This window comes from Roseobacter sp., from assembly GCF_039970775.1.
Lineage (GTDB): Bacteria > Pseudomonadota > Alphaproteobacteria > Rhodobacterales > Rhodobacteraceae > Roseobacter.
This window is the reverse complement of record NZ_JBDVLG010000009.1, coordinates 90,283-115,631: the sequence shown is the minus strand read 5'-3', so window position 1 is coordinate 115,631 and position 25,349 is coordinate 90,283. Positions and strand designations below refer to the sequence as shown.

The following is a 25,349-nucleotide window of genomic DNA, read 5'->3' as shown; positions in this document are numbered from 1 at the left end:
ATCGCCATGGCGATGGTGATCAATATGGTCATCGCGGGGTTGGCGGGCACGGTGATCCCTGTGGTGTTGGACCGTATGGGGGTTGATCCGGCACTGGCCTCTGGCGCTTTCGTGACGACGGTCACGGATGTGGTCGGGTTTTTCGCGTTTCTTGGGCTGGCGGCGGCGGTGTTGCTATGACCAATCTGGGGGCGATGAAGGCAGCGGCGCGGGCAGATGGATTTGCCCGCCGTGCCCCCGCACATGCCGCCGATCCGGGCACGGGGGCGGGGGTGCTGTCGGGCGTGTTGGCAGGGCACCGCGGCGTGCCGTTGGCCGGGTACATGCCGATCCGCACCGAAATTGACCCAGTACCCGCCATGGCCGAAGCCGCAGCCCACGGCCCCGTTGGCATCCCCGTGATCACCGACGCCGGCGTGCCGTTGCGCTTTGCCCAGTGGGAGCCAGACATGCCGCTGGTGGCCGGGGCTTTTGGCGTGCGTATCCCCGAAAACCCCGTGTTTTTCGAGCCAGAGATACTGATCGTACCGTTGGTGGCCTTTGACCCGCAGGGCGGGCGATTGGGGTATGGGGGCGGTTTCTACGACCGCACGCTCGAACAGCTGCGCGCGCGCCGTGCCACATTGGCGGTGGGGTTCGCCTATGCGGCGCAGCAGGCAGACGTGCTGCCGTTAGAAGCCACCGACCAGCGGCTAGACTGCATTGCGACTGAAACCGGCGTGATTGATCTGCGTTAGGCGTCACGACGACCCGCATCGCGCCGGAAACCTCTATTTTGACGTATGATATAAAGGGTTTCGCGCCGCAGGTATGCCCAGGCTTAAAGGGAGGATTTCACGGATCCACATCGGGCGAAATACATGCCTGCGTGATCGGGTGGCGCACCGGAACCAGCGTGCAGATGGCAAAACACGCTAATATTATTGTCGCGCCCTCTTGCCCTTCGCAGATGTGCGTCCTACCCATCTATCATGAAAATTATGTTCCTAGGCGATGTAATGGGCCGCGCCGGACGGCGGGCGATTTCAGAAAACCTGCCGCGTCTTCGGTCGGCTTGGAAGCTCGATTTTATTGTGGTGAACGGGGAAAATGCGACCTCGGGCATGGGGCTTTCGGGGGCGCATGCCAAGACCATCCTAGAGGCGGGCGCAGATTGCGTCACCTTGGGGGATCACGCCTTTGATCAACGGGACATGTTGCAATTCATCGAAGCCGAACCGCGGGTTATCCGGCCGCTGAATTTCTCCAAGACGTCACCCGGTAAGGGCGCACGGCTGTTCACAGCCAAGAACGGGCGCAAGGTTCTGGTGGCGCAGGTGCTGGGGCAGGTGTTCATGAAACGGCCCTTTGATGATCCGTTTTCGGCGCTGGAGCCGGTCTTGAAAACGCACCCATTAGGCGGGCAGGCGGCTGCCGCCGTGATCGATGTGCACTGCGAAGCGACATCAGAAAAAATGGCCATGGGGCATTTTTGTGATGGCCGGGCAAGCTTGGTTGTTGGCACGCACACCCATGTCCCCACTGCGGACGCGATGGTGTTGCCGGGCGGCACCGGGTACCTGACCGATGCGGGGATGTGCGGCGATTACAATTCGGTCATTGGTATGGACAAGGCCGAACCGATGCGCCGGTTTATCACCGGCATGCCCAAGGAACGGTTTACCCCCGCCGCAGGCGAGGCGACGCTGTCGGGCGTCTACGTGGAAACCGATGACCGGACAGGCAAAGCCAGCCGTATCGTTGCGATCCGGGATGGGGGCGCCCTGCAAGCTGCCGCGCCGTAACGGGCAGGTTACGGTATCTGGCGCGGACGTTTTGATCTGTGCGCCTATGTCAGACCTTGCGCGGCCACCAAGCGGCGCTTGCCCCTGCTCAAGCAATCCGCCACACTTGCCTATGGTTGAAACAACATGCAGGTCGCAACGCCTTGATCCCTTGGATTGAATTGTCGCCAAATGTGGCCGCGCTCCTGACGCTTGGGGTGGTTGCCGTGATGTTCGTGCTGTTTGTGCGCGAGACATACCCCACCGAGGTTGTCGCGATCGCGGGGGCGGCGTTGATGCTGGCTTTGGGTGTTTTGCCCTATGATATGGGGCTTGCGGTGCTCAGCAACCCTGCCCCGTGGACGATCGCTGCGATGTTTATCGTGATGGGTGCGTTGGTGCGCACGGGCGCGCTAGAGGTGCTGACCCAACTGGCGGAACGATACGCAAAAACCCACCCGCGGGCTGCGGTCGCTGGGGTGATTCTATCCGTCATGGGGGCGTCGGCGATCATGAACAACACGCCGGTTGTTGTGGTGATGATCCCCGTAGTTGTCCAGTTGAGCCAGACATTGGGGAGCAAAGCGTCTAAGTTCCTGATCCCACTGAGTTACGCGGCGATCATGGGTGGGTCGCTGACGTTGATAGGGACCTCCACGAACCTGCTGGTCGATGGGGTGGCGCGGGCGCAGGGGCTGGCCCCGTTCACGATCTTCGAGATCCTGCCTATCGGGCTGGTGGTCTGCGTTTGGGGGCTGTTGTATATGTCTGTCTTCGGGCGCCGGTTGCTGCCGGATCGCGACAGTATGGCCAATATGCTGTCGGACCGGTCCAAGATGAAGTTCTTTACCGAAGCCGTTATCCCACCTGAATCAAACCTGATCGGCCGGGATGTCCTGAGCGTGCAATTGTTCAAACGTGATGGTGTGCGGCTGATCGACGTGATCCGCGGCGATGCGTCGTTGCGGCGCAATCTGCAAGGGGTGGCGTTGCAAGTGGGCGACCGCGTCGTGTTGCGTACACAAATGACCGAACTGCTAAGCCTGCAAGCCACCAAAGAGCTCAAACGCGTTGATCAGGTGTCCGCCGTTGAAACCACCACGGTCGAGGCGCTGATTACACCGGGGTGCCGGCTGGTGGGGCGGAAACTGGGCGCGATGCGGCTGCGGCGGCGCTACGGGGTGTATCAATTGGCGGTGCACCGGCGCAATCAGAACATCGGGCGGCAGCTGGACGATCTGGTGGTCAAGGTGGGCGATACGCTGCTGTTGGAAGGGGCCCCCGAAGATATCCAGCGTTTGGCGGCCGATATGGATATGGTGGACGTGTCCCACCCAACGGCCCGCGCGTTCCGGCGCAGGCATGCACCCATCGCTATTGTGGCGCTTGCGGGGATCGTCACATTGGCTGCGTTCAACGTGGCGCCTATCTTGATGTTGGCGGTTCTGGCGGTCGCCTTGGTGCTGGTGACGGGCTGTATTGACGCGGATGAGGCGTTCTCATTTATTGACGGGCGGTTGCTGGCGTTAATCTTTGCGATGCTCTCAATTGGTGCCGCGCTGCAGCATTCGGGCGCGATTGCGTTGATCGTAGATGCGGTGTCCCCGACCTTGGCAACGATGCCGCCGATGGTTGTTGTGCTGACGGTTTTCGTCATGACATCCACGTTGACCGAGATCGTTTCAAACAACGCAGTTGCGGTGATCATGACCCCACTGGCAATCGGGCTGGGCACGGCTTTGGGCCTTGATCCGCGGCCTTTGGTGGTGGTCGTGATGATCGCCGCGTCCTGCGCGTTTGCCACACCCATCGGGTATCAGACCAACACGTTGGTGTACGGCCCCGGTGGGTACCGATTTACCGACTTTATGCGCGTGGGCATCCCCCTGAACCTAAGCATGGCGGTGCTGGTCTCTGCGATCATCCCGCTGATTTGGCCGTTGTGAATTAATGCTGCTATGCAGCAATTGCAGATCGGCTTTTCATTTTTGGACGTTGTTTATTAAGAGTTCAGTCATCATTTTGCAGGTATCAGGATATTCGATTTTGATGAAAGGAACGCATGATGAACAGTATTATGACACGACTAAAAAACGCAGCAGCGAAACGCGCTGAATTCAACCGCACATACAATGAACTGCGTTTTATGCCGCGCGAGACGGCGATCGATCTGGGCATGTTTCCAGAAGATGCCTACCATGTGGCCTACGCACAGGTTTACGGGCGCTAAACGCCCAACGGGCTAAACGCCCCATGATTTTCCCAAGACCCGCGTCACGTTCTGAAAAGAGCACCTTTGACACGGGTCTTTTTGTGTCTGGGCCCTACAACGGCCAAACGATCAGAATCATTGGGATCGACACCGCAACCACGATACATTCAAGCGGCAGCCCCATTCGCCAGTAATCGCCGAATTTATACCCGCCGGGGCCCAAGATCAGCGTGTTGTTTTTGTGCCCTATCGGCGTCAGGAAGGCCGAAGAGGCCGCGACCGCGACGGCCATCAGGAAAGGGTCAGGCGACACCTCTAGGCTGTGCGCCATTTGGATGCCGACGGGTGCCGCGACAATGGTTGTGGCGGTGTTGTTGAGCACATCCGACAGGGTCATTGTCACGATCATCAACACCGTCAGCACGGCCCAGGCCGGCAATCCGGCGGTCCACGATAACAATGCCCCCGCGATCAGTTCTGTCCCGCCAGAGCTTTCCAGCGCCGCGCCCAGCGGGATCATCGACCCAAGCAGCACCACAACGGGCCAATTGATATGGTCGTAAAGCTCGCCGAGGGGCACGATTTTGGTCAAGACATAGGCCACCACCACCAACCCCAAGGCGATGGGCAGATAGATCAGCCCGACACTCGCGGCGATCACCGCCCCTGCAAACAACCCAATCGCCAACCAAACCTTGCGGTCTTCCGTCACCGCCAGCCCGCGATCTGCCAGCGGCAGGCAGCCCAGCCAGTCGGTGACATCAGGGCCGGTGTCGCGCGGGACCAACAGCAGCAGGATATCGCCAGCTTTGACTTCGGTTTTGCGCAGGCGTTGGGTGATGCGCTTGCCTTGGCGCGATATGCCCAGCAGCACGCTGCGTTGGCGCCACGACAGCCCGATCGATTGCGCCGTCTTGCCACGAATGCGCGCACCTTCCGGCACGACAACCTCAATGATTTCAACACCTTCACCATCGGCGCGCAGGGCGTCTTCGCGTTTGGCATCGGCCACGGCCAGATTCAGACTGCTGCGGAATTCGTCGAGCGCATCGGGCGTCGCCTCAAGCACCAGCGCATCGTCCGCTCGAAGCTGCGTGTTGCGCGCCTGCCCGTAGCGGCGGGTGCCATCGCGGATGAGGCCCAGAATGGCCACATCGGCTTTGTCGGCCGCATCTGACAGTTCGGCCACACGTTTGCCGATGTGTTTGTTGCCCTCGGGGACCGTCAATTCTGCGATGTATTGCGACAGATCGACGTCGGTCGAGGTGGCGTTTTGATCGACCTGTGGGATCAAACGCCAGCCAATCAGCGCCACAAATATCAACCCTGCCAATGCGGCAACCCCGCCCACAGGCGCGAAATCGAACATGGCAAAGGGCGTGCCCAGAGAGTCTTCGCGGATAGAGGCGATGATGATGTTGGGCGGCGTGCCGATCAACGTGGCCATGCCGCCTAAAATGGTGGCAAAACTTAGCGGCATCAGGCTGAGCCCGGCGGGGCGTCCGGCCTTGCGGGCGGTTTGGATGTCGACGGGCATCAGCAGGGCCAGCGCCGCGACGTTGTTCATAAACGCCGATAAAATCCCACCGATCGCCCCCATCAATGCGATATGCGTGCCCAATGACCGTGAGGCATCGACCAACGTGCGGGTGATCAAAAACACCGCACCCGACCGCACAAGCCCCGCAGAGACCACCAGCACCAAGGCGACCACCAAAGTGGCTGGATGCCCAAACCCTGAAAACGCGTCTTTGGTGGGCACAACGTCAACAACAACCGCCACCATCAGCGCCGAAAACGCAACGATATCATAGCGGAACCGCCCCCATAGCAGCAGCCCGAACACCGCGCCAAAGAGCGTAAAGAGAATGATTTGATCTGTCGTCACGCTGGGTTGCTCCCCGCTCTTGCGTTTGGGAGGTGTTTTACCTCAACTGCGGTTATGTCTGATTTGAACTTTATTATCACTAACGGATTTTTGGATGCGCTGGACAAGGCCGCCAAGCTGGCACCACGGGCGGCGGCCAAGGCCAAGGTGCGTATTTTTGGCCTGAAACGGTACCTTGATGGGGTCGAACACAGCTGGCGCAGCCCTGATCATCTGCGCCTGACGCATGTGGTAGAGGCCCGGCATATCAAAGCGGGCTACCCGCCGCCTGAATTTGGCGCATTTCTGGAATGCATTGAAAGAATTGCGCCTTTTGAGGGGATTAAAGGGTTAAACGATGTCGACCCACAGGGCTATTTTGCCCGGTTTCGGGCGCGCCGGTTCGAGCTGACCTGCGTTGTAATTTACACAGAACACCCCGACCGGCGGATGGCGTTTGTGACTGTGGGCGCCTTGACCGAGTGTGACCGCATATTGGGCGCGCTGGCCGACCCCGCAGCCGCAAAACAGATGATCGCCAAAGTGCGCGCCTTACCAAAGCCTAAGGGGGGCGCGCGGTGAAATCTTGACAGGGCGGGGGTTTTGGCATAGGTGTTGCTTTGCAAGACAACAGTTTTCAGCCACCTAACCGAACGGTGACCTATGACGGATGCCCAGATCAACGCAGGTGCCGGTGCCGCAAAGCCCCGGCGGACCGCCACCCGCAAAGCCGCGCGCACAGAGACAAGCGCGCCCCGGTCGGTGGCCGCGTTGGACGAGGCAGGGTTTGACGCCGCGTTTGAGGCGCTTGACCCGGCGGAAAAACACGCGGTGTTTCGTGCGGCCGGCGAAGAGCTGGCGCGCACGTTGGGGGCGGATGTGATTGCGCAGATGCTAAATGGGTCGGACCTCAGCGCGCGCGAAATAGGGGCGCAATCGGGTTTTGACCACACGGCATTGTCGCGGGTGGCACGTGGCCAGTCCAAGACGGGCCCGACCTTGTGGAAGGTATTTGCCCTGGCCGAGGCGCTGGGATACCGGATCGAGTTGAACGCAGTCAAAAAGTGATTGATGCGGGGCTTGTATCTGACGCCTTGATCATGGGGCCCGCGCTGTGGGCCTGTTCTTTTTTGTTACGGTCGCGGTGGCACGAACGCGCCGCAGACCGGTTGATGGCACAAGGTGCCGATGCCCCCACCGTGCAGCTAAAACGTGAAGAGGCGCGCTATTACCAAGATTTCGCGCGGGTGATGCCCAACTATATGTTGGCGGCGCTGACCCTTGGGTTGGCCATTCGGGTGGTTTTGATCGTCGTGGGTATGGCGGCGCGTTAGCCACGGGGGTTGAGCGTTGGCGCGCGGGCGGATAAACAACGCCAAACTCAGCAGAATGAATGGAGAGCGCCAATGGCCGGACACTCAAAATGGGCGAATATCCAGCACCGCAAGGGGCGTCAGGACGCCGTGCGGGCAAAGCTGTTTTCGAAGTTCAGCAAAGAGATCACCGTGGCTGCCAAAATGGGCGACCCCGATCCCGATAAAAACCCGCGTTTGCGCTTGGCGGTCAAAGAAGCCAAATCCCAGTCGATGCCCAAGGACAACATCGACCGCGCGATCAAGAAATCGCAAGCGGGCGACGGGGATGACTACGAAGAAATCCGCTACGAAGGGTACGGCCCCAACGGTGTGGCCGTGATCGTCGAGGCGATGACCGACAACCGCAACCGGACGGCATCTACCGTGCGGTCAACGTTCACCAAGAACGGCGGCAATCTGGGGGAAACCGGGTCCGTTGGGTTCATGTTCGACCGGAAGGGCGAGGTGACCTACCCGGCGTCGGTTGGGGATGCAGACACTGTTATGATGGCCGCGATTGAGGCCGGTGCAGAAGACGTCGAGAGCACCGAGGACGGGCATATCGTATGGTGTGCGGACACGGATCTGAATGATGTCGCCACCGGGCTAGAGGCCGAATTGGGCGAATCCGACAGCACCAAATTGGTCTGGCGCCCGACAACGACCACCGACATGGATCTAGAAAGCATGCAAAAGCTGATGCGGTTGGTGGATGCGTTAGAAGATGACGATGACGTCCAACGTGTCACGACGAATTTCGAAGCGTCTGACGATGTGATGTCGCAGCTCTGATCAACGACCCTGTTTAGAAAATGACACCGCCGCCCCGGATACGAGGGCGGCGGTGTCATCACGTCAGGCGTGTGCGTTTAGCGCGGCTGATTACAGTGCGTGCAAAACATCATGCGCACGGCCGATACCCAACTTTGGATAAACCCGGTGTGCTTGCGCAATCGGCTGCGGCTGATGCGTTTGATCAGCTGCTTGTGGTCCGTGAGACGCTTGTGCGCGCCGCTGCCGCCCGCCTCGCTTTGGACGGTGAGAATCTTTTGCTGTGTGTGAAGCGCCGACTCGATGAGTTCGATTTCTTGCGCCGATAAATCCAGACTGTGCAAACTGTTCAGCATTTTAAATGTATCCTTGTTACTCCCTTAGTATATGGGAAACGAAAGCGTATACGCCAATGACCTCGAATAAGATTTCCGTGATAGAATGTTTCTATTGCACGGTTGCGTGATGCTCTTTGACGAGGCGCGCATCGGCGGTGTGTATGACCTCTTGGGTTAGTGGCGCAAGAGCTGAAATCATCAGGCGGCTCGTTTGCCAGTAAAGCGCTACATCTAAAGGGGTTTCTGGGATCAGCGCGCGCAAGGTTCCGCGCATCAGGTGGTCGTGAACCAGGGGCAGGGGGTTCATCCCCCATCCCAGTCCCGCGAGGGCGGCATCAACAAACGCATGTGTCGAGGGCAGCTGATGTGTGGGCGGTGTTAACCTGAGACCCGTTTGTTGCGTGATCCAGCGGTGCTGTAACGAATCCTTTTCGTTGAAGGTCATCATCGGTGCTGCCGCCAAGGTTTGAGGTGTCACGCCATCGGCAAACCAAGTGTCATAAAAGGCCGGGCTGGCCATTGCGATGTAGCGTTGCGCGCCAAGGCGGGTACAATTGCACCCCGAGACAGGCAGCGCTTGCCCCGTCACGGCGGCACTGACCGCGCCCCGCAACAGCCAATCGGCCGAGGTGTCTTGGTCGTCGATCACCAGATCAAACATCATCCCCGTCGTCTTGGCCAAGGCCGGCACAAACCACGTTGCCAAACTATCGGCGTTGATCGCGATCCGAACCCGCGGGTTCGATCTGTCATGATCGGGCAGCAAATCACGCAATACGTGGGCTTCCAGCAATGCAACATCTTCGGCATGGCGCGCCAGCTTTATCCCCTGGGCCGTTGGGGTGCAGGGGTGGCCGCGATGGATCAATGCGGTGCCCATGCGGTCTTCCAGCGCTTTGATGCGTTGAGAAATCGCAGAGGGCGTCACCCCCAAATGCGCTGCTGCCGCTTCAAAGCTGCCATGGCGCACGATTGCCGAAAGGGCGGCGAGCTGATTTGGATCTATCAAGATTAGCAATCCTTAACTAGCCGCAATACTATTAATTTGAGTAATGTGCCTGCGCCTTTTAGTCAACGTGATGTCCATTGCAGGAGCACGCACATGATCGATACATTCTTACCGGGGTTTGCGCTTGGCCTGTCGCTTATCGTGGCGATCGGGGCGCAGAACGCCTTTGTGTTGCGGCAGGGTTTGCGCGGCGAGCACGTGTTCTGGGTGTGCCTGACATGCGGCGTATCGGATGCGATCTTGATCGCGGGGGGCGTCGCCGGGTTTGGCCGTTTGGCCGAACATCTGCCATGGTTCGAAACCGCGATGCGGTACGGCGGCGCGGTGTTTTTGGTGTGGTACGGGTGGCGCAGCGCGCGATCTGCGTGGGTCGGCGGTCAGGTGCTTGCGGCCCAAGGTGCCGTGCAAAAAGGGCTGCTGCCGACGCTGTTGACCCTACAGGCGATCACGTGGCTGAACCCGCATGTGTATCTGGATACGGTGGTGCTGCTTGGGTCGATATCGGCGCAATATGACAACCGGCTGCTGTTTGGGACAGGCGCGGTCTTGTCCAGTGTGACGTTCTTCTTTGCGCTGGGATACGGCGCGCGCCTTTTGGCGCCGCTGTTTGCGCGTCCGACCAGTTGGCGCGTGCTGGATGCGCTGATCGCGGCAACCATGTGGGCCATCGCGGCAGGATTATTGTTGGTCTAGCCCCTTGCGGCGGGCGGCAAAACGCGGTGTGTATGCGGTATGGCTACCCAGACCCCCCATCGCCCGGTCGTCGGCATCTTTTGGATGTTGGCCACAGGCCTATGTTTTATCGCCGTCACTGCATTGGTGAAATCCATGGGCACCCGTGTGCCGCCCGCCGAATCGGCCTTTTTGCGCTATATATTGGGCTTGGTGTTTTTGATCCCAGCCGTTGGCGCGCTGCGCCGCGCGCATCTGACACCACGCCAATGGAAACTGTTCGGTCTGCGCGGTTTTATGCACGGGCTGGGGGTGATCCTGTGGTTCTACGCCATGGCGCGCATCCCGATCGCGGATGTCACTGCGATGAATTATCTCGCTCCGATTTACGTGACCATCGGCGCGGCGCTGTTTTTGGGCGAGCGGCTGGCCGTGCGCCGGATTGCAGCGATTTTGGTGGCATTGCTGGGGGCGTTCTTGATCTTGCGGCCGGGGTTTCGTGAGGTCGGCAGCGGCCATATCGCCATGTTGTTTACGGCGGTGGCCTTTGGTGGGTCGTATCTGACGGCCAAGATCATGGCGGACGAGGTAAAACCAGCGGTGGTGGTCGCTATGCTGTCGATCTTTGTGACGATCACACTGGCCCCCTTTGCGCTGGCCAACTGGGTCACGCCGACGTTGGGCGAATTGGCGGTGTTGTTTGGCGTCGCGTGTTTTGCCACGGCGGGGCATTTCACCATGACGCTCGCTTTTGCCGCAGCCCCCCTGACGGTGACGCAGCCGGTGACCTTTGCGCAACTGATCTGGGCGGTGTTGTTGGGCTATATCGTGTTCGACGAAGCGATTGATATCTGGGTGGTTGTCGGCGGTCTAACCATTCTGGCGTCGATTGTGTTTATCACACTTCGCGAGGCCGCCCTGAAACGCGGTGAAACAACCCCGATGGTGCATGCCCCCAAGGGATGATTGTTTTTATTGATTGACGGATCAATAAAAAATCCCATATCTGGCTCAATGCCGGATGAATGGGATTGCGACGCATGCCAAAAATAGGAATGGAGCCGATCCGCCGCACCGCGCTGGTAGAGGCCACCATCATAGAGCTGTCCCTGAAAGGATCGCTTGACGTGACCGTGGGCCAGATCGCCAAACGGGCGGGCATGTCGACGGCGCTGGCGCATCACTATTTTGGCGGCAAAGACCAGATCCTACTGGCCGCGATGGGGCAGATCTTGCGCGACTTTGGCCGCGAAGTACGCCACGGTTTGGCCGCGGCCACCGGCCCCAAAGACCGTGCTATCGCCCTGATCGAGGCGAGCTTTTCGCCCACTTGTTTTTCACCCAAAACGGTCGGGGCGTGGATGACCCTATACGGTCAGGCCCAAGCCAACCCCAAAATGTTGCGTCTGCTGACGATTTATCAACGCCGCCTGAAATCCAATTTTAGCCATGCGTTGGGCCCGCTGACTGTGCATCCACACGCGCATGCAGAAACGTTGGCGGCGCTGATCGACGGGCTTTACCTGCGCGCAGCCCTGTCGCGGTCGCAAAGCCCGGATGCCGCGCGCCAGATGACATTGGACATGTTGGACGTTCTGCTGGAACACCGGCCATGACCCGCCCGAACATTCTGGTCCTGATGGTAGATCAACTCAACGGCACCCTGTTTCCCGATGGGCCTGCGGATTGGTTGCACGCGCCCAATCTGAAAAAGCTCGCGGCGCGCTCTACCCGGTTTCGCAATGCGTATACGGCGTCGCCTTTGTGCGCGCCGGGGCGGGCGGCGTTTATGTCGGGGCAATTGCCGTCGGCCACTGGTGTGTATGACAATGCGGCCGAATTTGCATCGTCGATCCCCACCTATGCGCATCATCTGCGCCGCGCAGGGTACCAGACGTGCCTGTCCGGCAAGATGCATTTTGTCGGCCCCGATCAATTGCATGGGTTCGAAGACCGTCTGACCACCGATATCTACCCCGCCGATTTTGGCTGGACACCTGACTACCGCAAGCCCGGTGAGCGCATCGAATGGTGGTATCATAATATGGGGTCGGTCACCGGCGCCGGCGTGGCCGAGACCAGCAACCAGATGGAATATGACGACGAGGTCGCCTATAATGCGACCCGCAAGATCTATGATTTGGCTCGTGGTGCAGACGCGCGCCCGTGGTGCCTGACGGTTAGCTTTACCCACCCGCATGATCCCTATGTCGCGCGGCAAAAGTACTGGGATCTCTACGATGACTGCGCGCATCTTTTGCCGCAGGTGCCTGCCTTTGACTACGCAGATCAAGACCCGCACAGCCAACGCATATTCGACGCCAATGACTGGCGCAATTTCGATATTTCAGAAGAAAATATTCGCAATTCCCGCCAGGCGTACTTTGCAAATATAAGCTACCTTGATGATAAGGTTGGGGAAATATTGCAAACTTTGCAAGATACCCAGCAAGAGGCGATCATTCTCTTTGTGTCTGATCACGGTGATATGTTGGGCGAACGGGGTCTTTGGTTCAAGATGTCGTTCTTTGAGGGGGCGTCGCGCGTACCCCTGATGATCGCGGCACCACAGATGGCACCGGGTTTGCAAACCACAGCTGTTTCAAACATCGACGTCTGCCCCACACTGTGTGATCTGGCGGGCGTGCCGATGGACGATATCGCCGAATGGACGACGGGCCAGTCCTTGGTCCCGATGGGACAAGGCGTGGAGCGCACCGAACCCGTCGCCATGGAATACGCAGCCGAGGCCAGCTATGCCCCGATGGTATCATTGCGGTACGGAAAATGGAAATACAACCGCTGTGCGTTGGACCCCGACCAGCTTTTTGACCTAGAAGCCGACCCGCACGAGCTCAATAATCTCGCGGATGTTGCCGCCCATCAAGGCACGCTGACCCAGCTGCAAGCCAAATCCGAAGCCCGATGGGATCTGGCCGCCTTGGATGCGGATGTTCGCAAAAGCCAGGCCCGCCGTCTGGTGGTATATGATGCGTTGCGGCAGGGCGGCTACTACCCGTGGGACCACCAACCGCTGCGTGATGCCTCTGATCAATACATGCGCAATCACATGGATCTGAACGTGCTGGAACACGCCAAACGTGCGCCGCGCAAGACCTGAAATTTCTTTACCATTCCTCAATTATGCCCGCCGGAGACGATTATGACCTACCCAACACAACCGACCGCCAGCCATTTCATCAACGGTGAATACGTCGAAGACACGGCAGGCACCCCCATCGAGGTGATCTACCCCGCAACGGGCGCGCAAATCGCGACCGTGCATGCAGCCACGCCAGCGTTGATCGAGCGTGCCATCACCGGCGCGCGCGCGGCGCAAAAGACGTGGGCCGCAATGACCGGAACCGAACGTGGCCGTATCCTGCGCCGCGCGGCTGATATCATGCGCGCGCGCAATCATGACCTGTCGGTTTTAGAAACCCACGACACCGGCAAACCCTATCAAGAAACCAGCGTTGCAGATGCGACCAGCGGCGCCGATGCGCTTGAATATTTCGGTGGCATGGCGGCCACGTTGACCGGCGAACACATCCAGCTGGGCGAGGATTGGGTGTATACCCGCCGCGAACCGCTTGGCCTGTGTGTGGGTATCGGCGCGTGGAATTACCCCACGCAAATCGCCTGCTGGAAGGCCGCGCCCGCGTTGGCTTGCGGCAATACGATGATCTTTAAACCGTCCGAAACCACGCCACTTTCGGCGTTGAAAGTCGCCGAGATCCTGCACGAAGCGGGGCTGCCGGCAGGGGTGTTTAACGTCCTGCAAGGGCTGGGCGATGTCGGCGCTGAGCTGGTCACCGATGCGCGCGTAGACAAAGTATCGCTGACCGGCTCCGTACCCACCGGGCGCAAGGTTTATGCCGCCGCCGCCGCGGGCATGAAACACGTCACCATGGAATTGGGCGGTAAATCCCCGATCATCATTTTTGATGACGCTGATATCGAAAACGCCGTCAGCGGTGCGATTTTGGGTAATTTCTATTCCTCGGGGCAGGTGTGCTCAAACGGGACACGGGTGTTTGTACACGCGGACATCAAGGAGGCCTTTTTGGCGCGGCTCAGCGAACGTTTGCAAAACGCCGTCATCGGCGACCCGATGCAGCCTGAAACCAGCTTTGGCCCGATGGTGTCCGAACGACAGTTGCAAATCGTACAGGGCTACATTGCAAAGGGCACGCAAGAAGGTGCGCGGCTGGTGTGCGGCGGGGAACGTCTGGACCGCGACGGGTTCTACATACAGCCCACTGTGTTTGCCGATGTCACCGACGACATGGCCATCGCGCGCGAGGAGATCTTTGGGCCGGTGATGGCGGTCTTGGATTTCACCGACGAAGCGGACGTTATGGCGCGCGCCAATGACACCGAATTTGGCTTGGCGGCGGGCGTGTTTACCCGCGATCTGGCGCGCGCGCACCGGGTTGCCGCGAATTTCGAAGCGGGCACATGTTTTATCAACACCTACAACGATGCCCCCGTAGAGGCCCCGTTTGGCGGGTCAAAGGCATCAGGCGTTGGGCGTGAAAACTCCAAAGCGGCCATCGCATATTACAGCCAGCTAAAATCCGTTTACGTGCGGATGGGCGACCTAGAGGCGCCTTTCTAATGTCGACGTCAGATCACCCCCAAACGGGTTGGAAATTCGTAGACGCTGTCAAATGGGTGGCCACCATCATCCAGTTGATCGGCTATGGCCTGACGGGGTTGAACATCGTGCCTTGGAATATATTTGCGTTTTTCGTTGGTATTTTCTTGTGGTTCGCCGTCGGTGTCATGTGGCGCGACAAAGCCATTATGGTGGTGCATGTCGGCGCGTTTATCTCTCTTTTTATCGGCTATTTGAACGCCTGAGGATTTCATCAATGCAAGCAGATTTTGTGATTGTGGGTGCCGGAAGCGCGGGTTGCGCCATGGCATACCGGCTTAGCGCTGCGGGCGCGTCGGTGATCGTGATCGAACACGGCGGGACAGACGCGGGCCCCTTCATTCAGATGCCCGCGGCGCTGTCGTATCCGATGAACATGAAGCGCTATGACTGGGGCTATACATCCGAGCTTGAACCGCATTTGAACAACCGTCGGCTGGCCTGCCCGCGTGGTAAGGTAATCGGCGGATCGTCCAGCATCAACGGAATGGTCTATGTGCGAGGGCACGCCAAAGATTTCGACCATTGGGCAGACCAAGGCGCGGATGGATGGTCTTATGCAGACGTGCTGCCCTATTACAAACGGATGGAAACCTGGCATGACGGTGGCCATGGCGGCGATACCGCGTGGCGGGGCACCGATGGGCCGATGCACGTCAGCCGTGGGCCGCGCAAAAATCCGTTGTATCACGCGTTCGTCGATGCCGGGCGTCAGGCCGGGTACGAGACGACCGATGATTACAACGGCTACCAACAAGAGGGCTTTGGCCCGATGGAGCAAACCGTCTGGAAGGGGCGGCGTTGGTCAGCGGCCAATGCCTACCTGCGCCCGGCGATCGCCACGGGACGTTGTACGGTGGTCAACGGGTTGGCCGAACGTGTGGTCATCGAAGAGGGGCGCGCAACGGGTGTGCAGATCCGTCAGGGCGACCGCACTCAGGTTATCTCGGCTACCCGCGAGGTCGTGTTGGCGGCGTCATCGATCAATTCGCCCAAGTTGCTGATGCTGTCGGGCATTGGGCCTGCGGCACATTTGGCCGAGCATGGCATTGATGTGGTGGCTGACAGACCCGGCGTGGGGCAAAATTTGCAAGACCACCTCGAGGTCTATTTCCAGATGGCGGCGAGCCAACCCGTCACGCTTTACCGGCACTGGAATGTGCTGTCCAAGGCGGTGATCGGGGCGCAATGGTTGTTGTTCAAACGCGGGTTTGGCGCGTCTAATCAGTTTGAAAGCGCCGGGTTCATCCGGTCTCGGGCGGGGGTTGAATACCCCGATGTTCAGTTTCATTTCTTGCCGTTGGCCGTGCGGTATGACGGTAAGGTCGCCGCCGAAGGGCATGGGTTTCAGGCGCATGTCGGCCCGATGCGGTCGCCTTCGCGTGGGGCGGTGACACTGGCATCGGCAGACGCCGCCGCTGCGCCGCGCATTGCATTCAACTATATGTCGACCGATCAGGATTGGGCCGATTTCCGCGCCTGCCTGCGGCTTACCCGCGAGATTTTCGGCCAAGACGCGTTCAAACCCTTCGTCAAGCACGAGATCCAACCGGGGGCTGCGCTGCAATCGGATGACGATTTGAACGGGTTCATCGCCGAGCACGCCGAAAGCGCATACCACCCCTGCGGGACGTGTCGGATGGGCCGTGCGGATGACGCCACGGCGGTCGTGGATCCGCAGGCGCGTGTCATAGGTGTTGACGGGCTGCGCGTGGCCGACAGCAGTGTGTTCCCACGGATCACCAATGGCAACTTGAATGCGCCGTCGATTTTGGTGGGTGAAAAGGTGTCGGACCATCTGTTGGGGCGTGACCCGTTGAGCCGGTCAAACGACGGCCCGTGGGTGCACCCCGATTGGCAAACCACCCAGCGTTAACGGCCCATTAACCGCCGTTAATGAAAACGCTTGCGCGACATGGGGGCGGCCGCCATACCGGCCCCATGCGTACATTATTGATTGCCTTGCTGGCCGCCGCCGTGTCAGCCCCCGTTGCCACCAACGCGCAGGCCGCGTTTTCTGGTGCTGTCCGTGTTGTGGATGGCGATACCATTGATGTGGCCGGAACCCGCGTGCGCCTGTTCGGGATTGACGCACCAGAGGCGGCCCAAACCTGCACAACCAAACAGGGCCGGGCTTGGGACTGCGGCGCGTGGGTGATTGACCAAGTCACGACGCTTTTTAGCGGCCGTTTGGCCGTTTGCGAGGCCATCACCACAGACAAATATGACCGCGTTGTGGCCCGGTGTAGCGTCGATGGGCAGGATGTCGGCCATGAATTGGTCAGCGAAGGTCTGGCCTTTGCGTATCGCAAGTACGCGGATGAGTATGTGTTTGCTGAAAAAGGTGCCGCAATTCGTGACGCGGGGCTGCATGCGGGCCGTGTTCAAAACCCATCTGACTTTCGCAAAACCCACGCGGCTGCATCGGGCCCCGCAGACCCAGCCTGCGTGATAAAGGGCAATATTTCCAGCACCGGCACCAAGATCTATCACACACCGGGGCAGCGTTATTACGCCCGTACAGGCATTCGCACAGACCAAGATGAACGTTGGTTTTGTTCTGCCGCAGACGCGCGGGCAGCAGGCTGGCGCGCGGCCAAACGCTAATTGATCTGGTAAGGTAGAAGGTCCCGTTGGTGGGGATCTACGTGCAATTTGCGTTCAAGCGGGGGCAATGCACGTTGATGACACTGCACGCGTTCACAGATTCTGCACGAAATTCCAATGGGTTCAAACGATCCATCGCGGCTGAGATCCAAGCCATCGGCATAGACCAGATCTTGGGCATGGCTGATATCGCACCCAAGCGCGATCGCATAGCGGCGCACGGGCGCGCCGAACCGCCCGGCAGGTTTGGAGACGTCGCGCGCCAAGCTGATATAGCGCACCCCATCCGGGGTTTCCGCGAGTTGGCGCAAGAATTGGCTGGGCAATTCAAACGCGCGATGCACATTCCATAAGGGGCAGGCCCCGCCGAACCGGGCAAATTGCAACCGCGTTGCGGAATGACGTTTTGTGATTGTCCCGGCTTGATCGACACGCACAAAAAAGAACGGAATACCTTTGGCGCCGGGGCGTTGCAGGGTCGATAGCCGGTGCGCGACCTGTTCGATAGATGCGCCAAACTGCCCGGCCAGAGCTTCGACATCATGGCGGTATTCGCGGGCATGTTGCAGGAAGTTCGCATAGGGCATCAATGCCGCCCCGGCAAAGTAATTGGCCAGCCCGATCTTGGCGATAGCGCGGGCCTCGGCGGTGTGAAACCGCGCTGAATCGAGCGTCGCTTCGAGCAGCGGATCTTGTTTGATCAACGCGACCTGCAAGAGGAGCTGAAACGTCTGGCTTTCGGGGGGCGCGCGGCGGGACAAAGTGACCGTTTTGGTTTGTGCGTCAAAGCTGCGCAATTTGTCGGTATCCGCAAACGCCACCGTGACGTCCGAATTTCCAAGGGTGGATACCGCCGCCACCCTGATGTTGTGGTGCCCGCCTTCCTTGATCGCAAAATGTTCGGCCGCGCGGTCGACGGCATCGATGTAATTGTCGCAATAGTGAAAGAAGTCACGCACTTCTTCCCATGGGCTAGGGGTGGCACGGCCATCTTCGCGGCCCAATGCTTCGTCGAGCGAGGCCAAACGTTCCTGCATTTGTCGGTAATTGCGGTGCAATGACAGAAACGACCGGGCAAAGGCCGGGGCGTTTGACGCGGCAAGACGTAGATCGGCAAGGGGGGGCAGGGCGTCTGCAAACAATGGGTCCGCCATGGCTTCGCGCATGTCGGTGACCAGCCGCTCACTGTCGCCGGTGCTTAGTTCGGTGACATCGATGCCAAATTCCTGCGCCAACGCCAAAACAACAGTGGTTGAGACCGGCCTGTTGTTGTTTTCCATCTGGTTCAGGTAGGGGAGCGATACGCCAAGCTTTGCTGCAAAGTCCTTTTGCGTCAGGCCCAACCGGGTCCGAAGTTCCCGGAGTTTTGCCCCAGCGTATAGTTTTTGTGTCGCCATCCCCGCGCCTTTTTTGTGGGTTTGCAAATTTGCAGAATAGCCAAAGATACCTTTGCAAACTAATTTGATCAAGGTGCGCTTATGTTGGTTAATATCTCGTTTAACGGGCCGCAATAGGTGGCCTATTTGCGAAAAAACTTCGTTCCCGCGCGATCTGGAATGGGCTAGGCGATCAGCCGCCCCCACAGGTCGTATTCACCGGCCTCGTCGACCTCAACGTCGACAATATCGCCCACTGACAACCCGTCAAACCCCGCATCAATAAAAAGGTTTCCATCAATCTCGGGCGCATCCGCCTTGGTACGGCAGGTGGCGGCGTCTGCGTCGATTTCATCCACGATGACCTGCATACGTTGGCCAACCTTCGCTGCAAGTTTTGACTCAGAGATCGCCTGAGCTTTGGTCATGAAACGATCCCACCGGTCCTGTTTTACCTCTGCGGGTACATGATCGGGCAGAGCGTTTGACCGCGCACCTTCGACATTTTCGTATTGAAAACAACCTACACGGTCCAACTGCGCCTCGTCCAGCCAATCCAGCAAGGTTTGGAATTCTGACTCTGTCTCGCCGGGGTATCCCACAATAAACGTGGATCGTAGCGTTAGGTCGGGGCAAATATCGCGCCAGGCGGCGATTTCATCAAGGGTCCGCGCGGCCGCCGCAGGTCGCGCCATACGTTTTAAGACATCGGGGTTGGCGTGTTGAAACGGGATGTCGAGATACGGTAGCACCAACCCCTCAGCCATAAGCGGAATAAGCTGGCGTACATGTGGATAAGGGTAGACGTAATGCAGCCGCACCCATGCGCCCAAGCTGCCTAAATCGCGGGCCAAATCGGTGATATGCGCGCGGTGGCCCCTGTCTTGGGCGTGCTTGATATCAACCCCATATGCCGAGGTATCCTGACTGATCACCAGCAGTTCCTTGACGCCATTGTCCACCAGCTTTTCGGCCTCGCGCAACACCGCATGGGCGGGGCGGCTGGCCAAACGTCCGCGCATATCGGGGATTATGCAAAATTTGCACTTGTGGTTGCACCCTTCGGAAATCTTGAGATAGCTGAAATGTCGCGGGGTCAGGCTAACACCGGACGCTGGCAGCAGATCCACAAAGGGGTCGGGGCTGGGCGGCACCGCGTTATGCACCGCGTCAAGTACCTGTTCATATTGATGCGGGCCGGTCACAGCCAGCACGCTGGGGTGCGCGCCGGTGATGTAATCGCGTTCTGCGCCCAAACATCCCGTCACAATCACCCGGCCGTTTTCCGACAATGCTTCGCCAATCGCGGACAGGCTTTCAGCCTTGGCGCTGTCTAAAAAACCGCAGGTGTTGACGATCACCGCATCAGCGCCTGAATAATCTGGCGAAATGCCATAGCCCTCGGCGCGCAACCGCGTCAGGATGCGTTCACTGTCCACCAGCGCTTTGGGACAACCAAGGCTGACCATCCCAATTGTGGGCTGGCCGCTGCGGGTGCTGTCGCGCAGTTTGGGGCTTGGGGCAAGATCGGGGCGCAAGTTGGGTGGGTTTGTGTTCATGACTTGGGCTATAGTAGATGTAGGAGGCTCCGAAAAGGGGCCGTAGAAAATGGGTGAGGAGACGGGCATGAAATGGGTGCTGCGGTTGGTTGGACTGATGGTCGTTCTTGTGGGGGTGATCATTGGCTTGGTGTTGTTTTTACCGGCAGAACGTGTGGCCAAGATTGCGGCAGAACAATTGCGGGCCGCGACGGGGCGCGATGTGTCGATCACGGGCGATGTCGCATTGAGCTTTTGGCCTGTTATCGGGGTCCGCGCCGAGGGGCTAGAGGTCGGGAATGCCGATTGGTCCGAACAAGGGCCGATGTTGCAGGCCGCCAATACCGCCATTGGCGTGAACGCGATGGCGCTGTTGCGCGGTGATATCGAGATCACCAACATCGAAGCCCAAAGCCCCACGCTACGCCTCGAACAACGGGCTGATGGGCGTGCGAGTTGGCAGTTCACCGACGCCACCGGAACTGCCCAGATCGAAACCGAAACAACCCCCGAACGCCCGGCGCGATCCATCAGCATCGCCCGCGTGAAAATTACCGATGCGCGCCTGATCTACGATGCCGAGGGCAGTGATTTGGTGTCGTATGAGGGGGTGGATCTGACCCTTGATTGGCCCGAACGGTTGGGCCCTGCACAGATTTCGGCAGCCCTGCGGCCCAACGGAACGCCGGTGCAGGTTGATGCGGTCATCGACGGTTTTGCGGGGTTTATCACCGGCGAAACACAGGCCATTACGGCTGCGGTCGAAACGGATGCCGGGTCGGTCACATTCGAAGGCCGGGGCAACACGGCGGGTGCGGTTGCTGGTGATCTAGCGGTCAAGACGGCCACGACAGGCGCGTTTTTGCAGACCCTTGGGTTGGCTGCGGTGGACCTGCCGGAAAATCTGGGGCGCAGCATTGATCTGCGCACGTCCCTGACGCTGACCCCGGATCGCAAGCTGGCGTTGCGCGACCTTGTTGTCGGGCTTGAGGCTAATCAAATCACAGGTGCCGCTGACATCGGGCTGAACGGTGTGCCACAGGTGAACGCGCAACTGGATTTGGGCAATTTCGATATGTCTACGGACAGCGCGCCCACCGGGGCGGGTGGTTCGGCCGGGGGCGCTGCGACGACCGGATGGCCAAAAGACCCCATTGATGCCAGTGGTTTAGCTGCCCTCAATGGCGAGGTTGCCTTGACCGCTCAAAGCATCGATCTGGGGCAATTTGCGCTGGGGCCCACGCGGGCTTTGCTGCGTAATGATGCGTCGCGCATGGTGTTCGAGTTGCGCGACGTTGCGGCTTATGGCGGCACGGTTACGGGTGAATTTGTGATCAACAACCGGGCTGGTTTGTCGGTTGGGGGGCGTTTGGCGGCCCAAGCGATCCAGATGCAGCCGGTCTTGATTGACGCCGCGGGGCTGGACCGTCTGACTGGGCAAGGCGACGCGCGCATGTCGTTTTTGGGGTCCGGGGCATCGGTGGATGCGATCATGCGATCTTTGTCGGGCGACGGGTCGGTTCAGATCGGGCGCGGCACCATTCAGGGCTTTGACCTCGACAGGCTGATGCGGTCGGGCGACACAACAGGCGGGACGACGGTGTTCGACAGTCTGGGCGGGACATGGACAATTGCGAAGGGCGTTCTGAGCAACAATGATCTGGAACTGCAGCTGTCAAATTATCGCGCCACTGGCAAAGGCGTTGTCGGATTGGGGACGCAGACCGTAGATTACACGGCCACACCAATCGCATTGCGCGCGAATAGCGGACAGGGTGTGTCTATCCCGGTGCGGTTTTCGGGGCCGTGGTCGGATATTTCTATCCGCCCGGATCTTGAGGCGGCCTTTGAGGCGGAAATAGACGCCAAAGCGGAAGAGCTTGAAAATAAGGTGAAAGAAGAGCTTGGCGAGCGGTTGGGGGTGTCTGCAACAGAGGGGCAATCGACCGAAGATGCCGTCAAAGACAAGGTCAAGGACAAGTTGCTGCGCAAGTTGTTTGATTGATGGTCTGTCGGCGGCCACCGGTGGTGAAATCCGGGGCCGCCGCTGTGAATACTTACGTGTCTGGCAACGCGCGGGTGTCTTAGAATTGCAGCGGTTTGGCCTTGGCTAAGGTATCAAAGGCCATCAGCGTTTCGATCAACGCGGGCATCTGGTCCAGATAGATCATATTTGGCCCATCACAGGGCGCGTTGTCTGGATCTTGATGGGTTTCCATGAAAATCGCACCCACGCCGATGGCGGCCGCTGCGCGTGCCATCACGGGGGCGAATTCGCGCTGGCCACCCGATGACCCGCCACGCCCACCGGGTTGTTGCACCGAATGGGTCGCATCCATCACCACCGGGTATCCGGTTTGTGCCATCTGCGGCAACGAACGCATGTCGACGACCAGAGTATTATAGCCAAAGGTGGTGCCACGTTCGGTCAAAAGAATGCGCTTGTTGCCGGTCGATTCGATCTTGGTGACGATGTTCTCCATCTCCCAAGGCGCGAGGAACTGGCCCTTTTTGACGTTAATCGCAGCCCCGGTTTTGCCTGCGGCAATCAACATATCCGTCTGGCGGCACAAAAATGCAGGGATCTGGATGATATCAACCGCGTCGGCGGCGATGGCGCATTGCGCCTCGGAGTGCACATCGGTGATGACCGGCACGCCATTGGCGCGCCCCACCGATTGCAGCACCTTCAGGCCTTCGTCGATACCCATTCCGCGCGCGCCGTCCAGTGATGTGCGGTTGGCTTTGTCATACGAGGCCTTGAACACGTATTGCGCGCCTGCCGCATCGCAGGCTTCTTTCATCTTGCCGGCAATCATCTGCGCGTGGTCTGCGCTTTCAAGCTGGCACGGGCCCGCAATGATGGTGAGCGGGCAGTCATTACCGATCGTTAGATCGCCGACGGAGACATGGGTCATATTAAGAGGTCACCTGTTCACGGAGAATGGAAGCAGTCAAAGAGACCATCAGATATACACCCGCAAACACAAGAAAGGCCACTAGGGTGTTTTCGAATTTGCGTGGATAGCTAGGTTCTTGCGATGGCACAGGTTCGACGCTGACCGTCAGATACCGCACCTGACGGTTGGCTTCGACGCGGGTTTGTTCCATTTGCTGCAAGGCCGATTGCAGCAACATGTCACGGGTGGCCAGATCGGCCTGAGCCAATTGGATACGAACGTTCAACTGAGCCAGCGAATTTTCGCCTTGGCTGGCATCGGTCATGCGCGCATTTAATGCTGACAACTGCGTGTTAAGACGGCGGACATCGCCCTGAACCCCATCAACCCGCGACTGGTTTGGCCTTATATTGTCGAGCAACGCAGCCAATTGCAGATCTTTTTCCAGCAGTTGCAATTCGACCTGATTGATCTGCGCGCGCAGCCCAACAATCACCGCCTGTGGATCAAGCGTGTCACCTTGCAGCTGCAAATTCACCAACGCTTCTTGGGCGGAGCGCCGCTCTTGGTCTGCTTCTTGAAAACCGGCGCGGGCCTCTGACATTTGGTCGTCGCGCTTTTTGGCGCTGAGGCTGTTGATCCGCGCTTCGGCGAAACCGATCAACGCCTCGCTGAATATCGCGCTTACCTGTGGATCGGCGGCGATGATCTCCATACGGATCATGCCTTCGGTCGGATCATAGCCTACTTTGACGTTCTTTTTGTAGACCTTGTAGGTGTCTTCATTTGACGCGTCTTCGGTCAATCGCTGGATCGGATCAATCTCGGGCTGTGTGAAGTGGGTCTTAAAGCCGTGTTCTTCGTCGAGTTTTAGCATAGCAGCCTTGGAGGTCAAAAACCCCTGTACGGCAATACTGTCGGTCGCCGTCGCAAATTGGGTGCCCGACAACAAACCACCAAAGCCGCCGCCACCCGCACCATCTGCCTGCAGGATCAAGAATTCCGATTTGGTCGAAAACATCGGGGTGGCAATGGTGTAGTAATACCAACCGGCAACAAACGTGGGTAAGAATACAAAAAACGCCAGACGCGCCAGCAACAAACCCATCTTACGCCGCCTGCGTCGCGTGATATCGCGCTGGATGTCCGAGATCTGTTTGCTGCGCTGGTCTGCCGGGCTGAGCCGTTCGGTCGAGGGCAGCGTATGTTTCGTCGAAGGCGTGGTTTGTGGCAGTTGAATGCGGCCCGTTTTGGCGTCGGGTTTCCCATCGCCAGGTTCATTGGCCGTCTTGGGAACAACAAGCTCCAACATATTTGACCGTTGAAACGGGTCGATCCCCTTTTGCCGCAAGAGCCGCACCGCATCGAGATCGCTCGTAGGAGTGAGGTCGTTCTTATGTGCAACCCTTCGGGCCATGCGCAATTGCCGGTCTGTCAGCCCCTCTGCGCGGATCGCGTCAAGCTCTGCGGTGACGCTGCCCTTGGCGGGTTTTTTGTTTTCCTTTGACGGTTTTGCCTTGGCCTGCGGCGTAGGTGCCGGGTCCCCTTGGGGCGGTTTTTGAGGCGCCTCTGGTTGGGGGGCAGGGCGCCGCGCGGTTCGTTTGATCCGGAATTTTTTAGCTGTCGGTTTCGTAGTCATAAAGCCGTTTCGCCTCTTCCAGAGTGTCGAACATGTGTAATTTACCATCCAGCAAAACTGCGGCCGAACGGGCGAATTTTCTAAGAGTTTTAGCCCGGTGTGAGACGATAATAATCGTCGTCGTGCGCAGGCGTTCTTGCAGGATTTCGCCTGCTTTGCGGTTGAATTCCACGTCTGTGGTGCCGGGCATGCCTTCGTCGATCAGGTACATGTCAAAATCCAAAGCCAACATCAGCGCAAAGGAAAACCGGGCTCGCATGCCCGCCGAATACGTCCCCACAGGTTGGTCAAAATACTCTTCCAGACCACACAACCACCGGCAAAAGCTTTCGACGTAGTCGGGGTCAAGTCCATAGAGCCGGGCGATGTAGCGCGCGTTTTCCATGGCCGATACCTTGGACACAACCCCGCCCATGAACCCCAATGGGAATGAGATTTTGCATTCGCGCCGGATCTCACCTTCGTCGGGTTTTTCCAACCCCGCAATCATGTTGATCAGGGTCGTTTTGCCGGTTCCATTGGGTGCCAATACGCCCAAGGAATTGCCCAATTCCACGCGAAAAGACACCTGATCAAGGATGATCTTGTGCTGCGTACCGGTCCAAAAAGACTTTGATACATTTTCGAACGACAGCATGGATG

26 protein-coding genes are annotated in these 25,349 nt (G+C 58.8%); 18 read left to right on the top strand and 8 right to left on the bottom strand.

Annotation, left to right across the window (positions count from 1 at the left end):
- The 5 genes from ABJH13_RS01955 to ABJH13_RS01935 form a co-directional block, all read left to right on the top strand.
- Nucleotides 1-180, top strand: a 180-nt coding sequence (locus ABJH13_RS01955; protein WP_348404532.1) for a magnesium transporter, incomplete at its 5' end; no start/stop codon positions are given.
- A complete protein-coding gene (locus ABJH13_RS01950; protein WP_348404531.1) occupies nucleotides 177-737 on the top strand; it encodes a 5-formyltetrahydrofolate cyclo-ligase in 561 nt (186 codons plus the stop codon). The genes ABJH13_RS01955 and ABJH13_RS01950, both read left to right, overlap by 4 nt.
- Before the next feature lie 234 nt (nucleotides 738-971).
- Nucleotides 972-1,784 (top strand): TIGR00282 family metallophosphoesterase, encoded by an 813-nt coding sequence (locus tag ABJH13_RS01945; protein ID WP_348404530.1) that lies wholly within the window; start codon nucleotides 972-974, stop codon nucleotides 1,782-1,784.
- A 146-nt stretch (nucleotides 1,785-1,930) separates the two neighbouring features.
- Nucleotides 1,931-3,709, top strand: coding sequence for an SLC13 family permease (locus tag ABJH13_RS01940; RefSeq protein WP_348404537.1), 1,779 nt, complete (start codon nucleotides 1,931-1,933; stop codon nucleotides 3,707-3,709).
- 131 nt (nucleotides 3,710-3,840) lie between these two features.
- Nucleotides 3,841-3,993 carry a hypothetical protein gene (locus ABJH13_RS01935; RefSeq protein ID WP_348404529.1) on the top strand — a complete coding sequence of 51 codons (153 nt, stop codon included), beginning with the start codon at nucleotides 3,841-3,843 and terminating at the stop codon, nucleotides 3,991-3,993.
- 94 nt (nucleotides 3,994-4,087) lie between these two features.
- On the opposite strand, the gene ABJH13_RS01930 is transcribed toward ABJH13_RS01935, so the two are convergent.
- Entirely contained in the window at nucleotides 4,088-5,863 is a 1,776-nt protein-coding gene (locus tag ABJH13_RS01930) for an SLC13 family permease (protein WP_348404528.1), read from the bottom strand.
- A gap of 54 nt (nucleotides 5,864-5,917) precedes the next feature.
- On the opposite strand from ABJH13_RS01930, the gene ABJH13_RS01925 reads away from it, so the two are divergent.
- The 4 genes from ABJH13_RS01925 to ABJH13_RS01910 all read left to right on the top strand — a co-directional run bounded on the left by ABJH13_RS01925 (nucleotide 5,918) and on the right by ABJH13_RS01910 (nucleotide 7,989).
- The gene (locus ABJH13_RS01925; protein ID WP_348404527.1) at nucleotides 5,918-6,424 is read left to right on the top strand and encodes a hypothetical protein; all 507 of its coding nucleotides are present in this window, start codon (nucleotides 5,918-5,920) and stop codon (nucleotides 6,422-6,424) included.
- Nucleotides 6,425-6,505: 81 nt separating this feature from the next.
- Entirely contained in the window at nucleotides 6,506-6,910 is a 405-nt protein-coding gene (locus ABJH13_RS01920) for a hypothetical protein (protein WP_348404526.1), read from the top strand.
- Nucleotides 6,907-7,176, top strand: coding sequence for a hypothetical protein (locus ABJH13_RS01915; RefSeq protein WP_348404525.1), 270 nt, complete (start codon nucleotides 6,907-6,909; stop codon nucleotides 7,174-7,176). The genes ABJH13_RS01920 and ABJH13_RS01915 overlap by 4 nt, the downstream gene beginning before the upstream one ends.
- Before the next feature lie 72 nt (nucleotides 7,177-7,248).
- On the top strand, nucleotides 7,249-7,989 hold the full coding sequence (locus ABJH13_RS01910) for a YebC/PmpR family DNA-binding transcriptional regulator (protein ID WP_348404524.1): 741 nt from the start codon (nucleotides 7,249-7,251) through the stop codon (nucleotides 7,987-7,989).
- Between the two features lie 77 nt (nucleotides 7,990-8,066).
- Here the strand turns inward: ABJH13_RS01910 and ABJH13_RS01905 are convergent, their stop codons facing one another.
- Both ABJH13_RS01905 and ABJH13_RS01900 read right to left on the bottom strand, forming a co-directional pair.
- A complete protein-coding gene (locus tag ABJH13_RS01905; RefSeq protein ID WP_348404523.1) occupies nucleotides 8,067-8,324 on the bottom strand; it encodes a hypothetical protein in 258 nt (85 codons plus the stop codon).
- Between the two features lie 91 nt (nucleotides 8,325-8,415).
- Complete coding sequence (locus ABJH13_RS01900) at nucleotides 8,416-9,318, bottom strand: LysR family transcriptional regulator ArgP (protein ID WP_348404536.1); 903 nt, start codon at nucleotides 9,316-9,318, stop codon at nucleotides 8,416-8,418.
- Nucleotides 9,319-9,408: 90 nt separating this feature from the next.
- Here ABJH13_RS01900 and ABJH13_RS01895 point away from each other — a divergent pair, with 90 nt between their 5' ends.
- The 8 genes from ABJH13_RS01895 to ABJH13_RS01860 all read left to right on the top strand — a co-directional run bounded on the left by ABJH13_RS01895 (nucleotide 9,409) and on the right by ABJH13_RS01860 (nucleotide 17,254).
- Nucleotides 9,409-10,008 (top strand): LysE/ArgO family amino acid transporter, encoded by a 600-nt coding sequence (locus tag ABJH13_RS01895; RefSeq protein ID WP_348404522.1) that lies wholly within the window; start codon nucleotides 9,409-9,411, stop codon nucleotides 10,006-10,008.
- Nucleotides 10,009-10,047: 39 nt separating this feature from the next.
- Nucleotides 10,048-10,953 carry a DMT family transporter gene (locus ABJH13_RS01890; RefSeq protein ID WP_348404521.1) on the top strand — a complete coding sequence of 302 codons (906 nt, stop codon included), beginning with the start codon at nucleotides 10,048-10,050 and terminating at the stop codon, nucleotides 10,951-10,953.
- 74 nt (nucleotides 10,954-11,027) lie between these two features.
- Nucleotides 11,028-11,603 carry a transcriptional regulator BetI gene (gene betI, locus ABJH13_RS01885; protein WP_348404520.1) on the top strand — a complete coding sequence of 192 codons (576 nt, stop codon included), beginning with the start codon at nucleotides 11,028-11,030 and terminating at the stop codon, nucleotides 11,601-11,603.
- Nucleotides 11,600-13,108, top strand: coding sequence for a choline-sulfatase (gene betC, locus ABJH13_RS01880; RefSeq protein ID WP_348404519.1), 1,509 nt, complete (start codon nucleotides 11,600-11,602; stop codon nucleotides 13,106-13,108). The genes betI and betC overlap by 4 nt, the downstream gene beginning before the upstream one ends.
- A gap of 42 nt (nucleotides 13,109-13,150) precedes the next feature.
- Entirely contained in the window at nucleotides 13,151-14,608 is a 1,458-nt protein-coding gene (gene betB, locus ABJH13_RS01875; RefSeq protein ID WP_348404518.1) for a betaine-aldehyde dehydrogenase, read from the top strand.
- Nucleotides 14,608-14,853, top strand: a complete 246-nt coding sequence (locus ABJH13_RS01870; RefSeq protein WP_348404517.1) for a DUF6552 family protein — start codon at nucleotides 14,608-14,610, stop codon at nucleotides 14,851-14,853. The genes betB and ABJH13_RS01870 overlap by 1 nt, the downstream gene beginning before the upstream one ends.
- Nucleotides 14,854-14,864: 11 nt before the next feature.
- Complete coding sequence (gene betA / locus ABJH13_RS01865; RefSeq protein WP_348404516.1) at nucleotides 14,865-16,523, top strand: choline dehydrogenase; 1,659 nt, start codon at nucleotides 14,865-14,867, stop codon at nucleotides 16,521-16,523.
- 65 nt (nucleotides 16,524-16,588) lie between these two features.
- Nucleotides 16,589-17,254 (top strand): thermonuclease family protein, encoded by a 666-nt coding sequence (locus ABJH13_RS01860; RefSeq protein ID WP_348404515.1) that lies wholly within the window; start codon nucleotides 16,589-16,591, stop codon nucleotides 17,252-17,254.
- Here the strand turns inward: ABJH13_RS01860 and ABJH13_RS01855 are convergent.
- Together ABJH13_RS01855 and rimO are read right to left on the bottom strand one after the other, a co-directional pair.
- The gene (locus tag ABJH13_RS01855; protein WP_348404514.1) at nucleotides 17,251-18,651 is read right to left on the bottom strand and encodes a short-chain fatty acyl-CoA regulator family protein; all 1,401 of its coding nucleotides are present in this window, start codon (nucleotides 18,649-18,651) and stop codon (nucleotides 17,251-17,253) included. The genes ABJH13_RS01860 and ABJH13_RS01855 overlap by 4 nt on opposite strands.
- Nucleotides 18,652-18,815: 164 nt before the next feature.
- On the bottom strand, nucleotides 18,816-20,189 hold the full coding sequence (rimO, locus tag ABJH13_RS01850; protein ID WP_348404513.1) for a 30S ribosomal protein S12 methylthiotransferase RimO: 1,374 nt from the start codon (nucleotides 20,187-20,189) through the stop codon (nucleotides 18,816-18,818).
- Nucleotides 20,190-20,238: 49 nt separating this feature from the next.
- On the opposite strand from rimO, the gene ABJH13_RS01845 reads away from it, so the two are divergent.
- Entirely contained in the window at nucleotides 20,239-22,173 is a 1,935-nt protein-coding gene (locus tag ABJH13_RS01845; protein ID WP_348404512.1) for an AsmA family protein, read from the top strand.
- Nucleotides 22,174-22,252: 79 nt separating this feature from the next.
- Here the strand turns inward: ABJH13_RS01845 and kdsA are convergent, their stop codons facing one another.
- From kdsA to ABJH13_RS01830, 3 genes are read right to left on the bottom strand one after another with little or no spacing between them, the layout of a single operon-like run.
- Nucleotides 22,253-23,086 (bottom strand): 3-deoxy-8-phosphooctulonate synthase, encoded by an 834-nt coding sequence (kdsA, locus tag ABJH13_RS01840; protein ID WP_348404511.1) that lies wholly within the window; start codon nucleotides 23,084-23,086, stop codon nucleotides 22,253-22,255.
- Nucleotide 23,087: 1 nt separating this feature from the next.
- Nucleotides 23,088-24,707 (bottom strand): capsule biosynthesis protein, encoded by a 1,620-nt coding sequence (locus ABJH13_RS01835; RefSeq protein WP_348404510.1) that lies wholly within the window; start codon nucleotides 24,705-24,707, stop codon nucleotides 23,088-23,090.
- The gene (locus ABJH13_RS01830; RefSeq protein ID WP_348404509.1) at nucleotides 24,685-25,344 is read right to left on the bottom strand and encodes an ATP-binding cassette domain-containing protein; all 660 of its coding nucleotides are present in this window, start codon (nucleotides 25,342-25,344) and stop codon (nucleotides 24,685-24,687) included. Before ABJH13_RS01830 ends, ABJH13_RS01835 begins: the two co-directional genes overlap by 23 nt.
- Nucleotides 25,345-25,349 lie beyond the last annotated feature (5 nt).

Bases quoted from the DNA above. Each gene is read 5' to 3' on its own strand.
- kdsA (WP_348404511.1), bottom strand. From the start codon at position 23,086: ATGACCCATGTCTCCGTCGGCGATCTAACGATCGGTAATGACTGCCCG.
- ABJH13_RS01870 (WP_348404517.1), top strand. From the start codon at position 14,608: ATGTCGACGTCAGATCACCCCCAAACGGGTTGGAAATTCGTAGACGCT.
- ABJH13_RS01845 (WP_348404512.1), top strand. From the start codon at position 20,239: ATGGGTGAGGAGACGGGCATGAAATGGGTGCTGCGGTTGGTTGGACTG.
- ABJH13_RS01910 (WP_348404524.1), top strand. From the start codon at position 7,249: ATGGCCGGACACTCAAAATGGGCGAATATCCAGCACCGCAAGGGGCGT.
- betI (WP_348404520.1), top strand. From the start codon at position 11,028: ATGCCAAAAATAGGAATGGAGCCGATCCGCCGCACCGCGCTGGTAGAG.
- ABJH13_RS01935 (WP_348404529.1), top strand. From the start codon at position 3,841: ATGACACGACTAAAAAACGCAGCAGCGAAACGCGCTGAATTCAACCGC.
- betB (WP_348404518.1), top strand. From the start codon at position 13,151: ATGACCTACCCAACACAACCGACCGCCAGCCATTTCATCAACGGTGAA.
- ABJH13_RS01890 (WP_348404521.1), top strand. From the start codon at position 10,048: ATGGCTACCCAGACCCCCCATCGCCCGGTCGTCGGCATCTTTTGGATG.
- rimO (WP_348404513.1), bottom strand. From the start codon at position 20,189: ATGAACACAAACCCACCCAACTTGCGCCCCGATCTTGCCCCAAGCCCC.
- ABJH13_RS01835 (WP_348404510.1), bottom strand. From the start codon at position 24,707: ATGACTACGAAACCGACAGCTAAAAAATTCCGGATCAAACGAACCGCG.
- ABJH13_RS01855 (WP_348404514.1), bottom strand. From the start codon at position 18,651: ATGGCGACACAAAAACTATACGCTGGGGCAAAACTCCGGGAACTTCGG.
- ABJH13_RS01945 (WP_348404530.1), top strand. From the start codon at position 972: ATGAAAATTATGTTCCTAGGCGATGTAATGGGCCGCGCCGGACGGCGG.
- ABJH13_RS01925 (WP_348404527.1), top strand. From the start codon at position 5,918: ATGTCTGATTTGAACTTTATTATCACTAACGGATTTTTGGATGCGCTG.
- betA (WP_348404516.1), top strand. From the start codon at position 14,865: ATGCAAGCAGATTTTGTGATTGTGGGTGCCGGAAGCGCGGGTTGCGCC.
- ABJH13_RS01920 (WP_348404526.1), top strand. From the start codon at position 6,506: ATGACGGATGCCCAGATCAACGCAGGTGCCGGTGCCGCAAAGCCCCGG.
- ABJH13_RS01830 (WP_348404509.1), bottom strand. From the start codon at position 25,344: ATGCTGTCGTTCGAAAATGTATCAAAGTCTTTTTGGACCGGTACGCAG.
- ABJH13_RS01905 (WP_348404523.1), bottom strand. From the start codon at position 8,324: ATGCTGAACAGTTTGCACAGTCTGGATTTATCGGCGCAAGAAATCGAA.
- betC (WP_348404519.1), top strand. From the start codon at position 11,600: ATGACCCGCCCGAACATTCTGGTCCTGATGGTAGATCAACTCAACGGC.
- ABJH13_RS01895 (WP_348404522.1), top strand. From the start codon at position 9,409: ATGATCGATACATTCTTACCGGGGTTTGCGCTTGGCCTGTCGCTTATC.
- ABJH13_RS01950 (WP_348404531.1), top strand. From the start codon at position 177: ATGACCAATCTGGGGGCGATGAAGGCAGCGGCGCGGGCAGATGGATTT.
- ABJH13_RS01860 (WP_348404515.1), top strand. From the start codon at position 16,589: ATGCGTACATTATTGATTGCCTTGCTGGCCGCCGCCGTGTCAGCCCCC.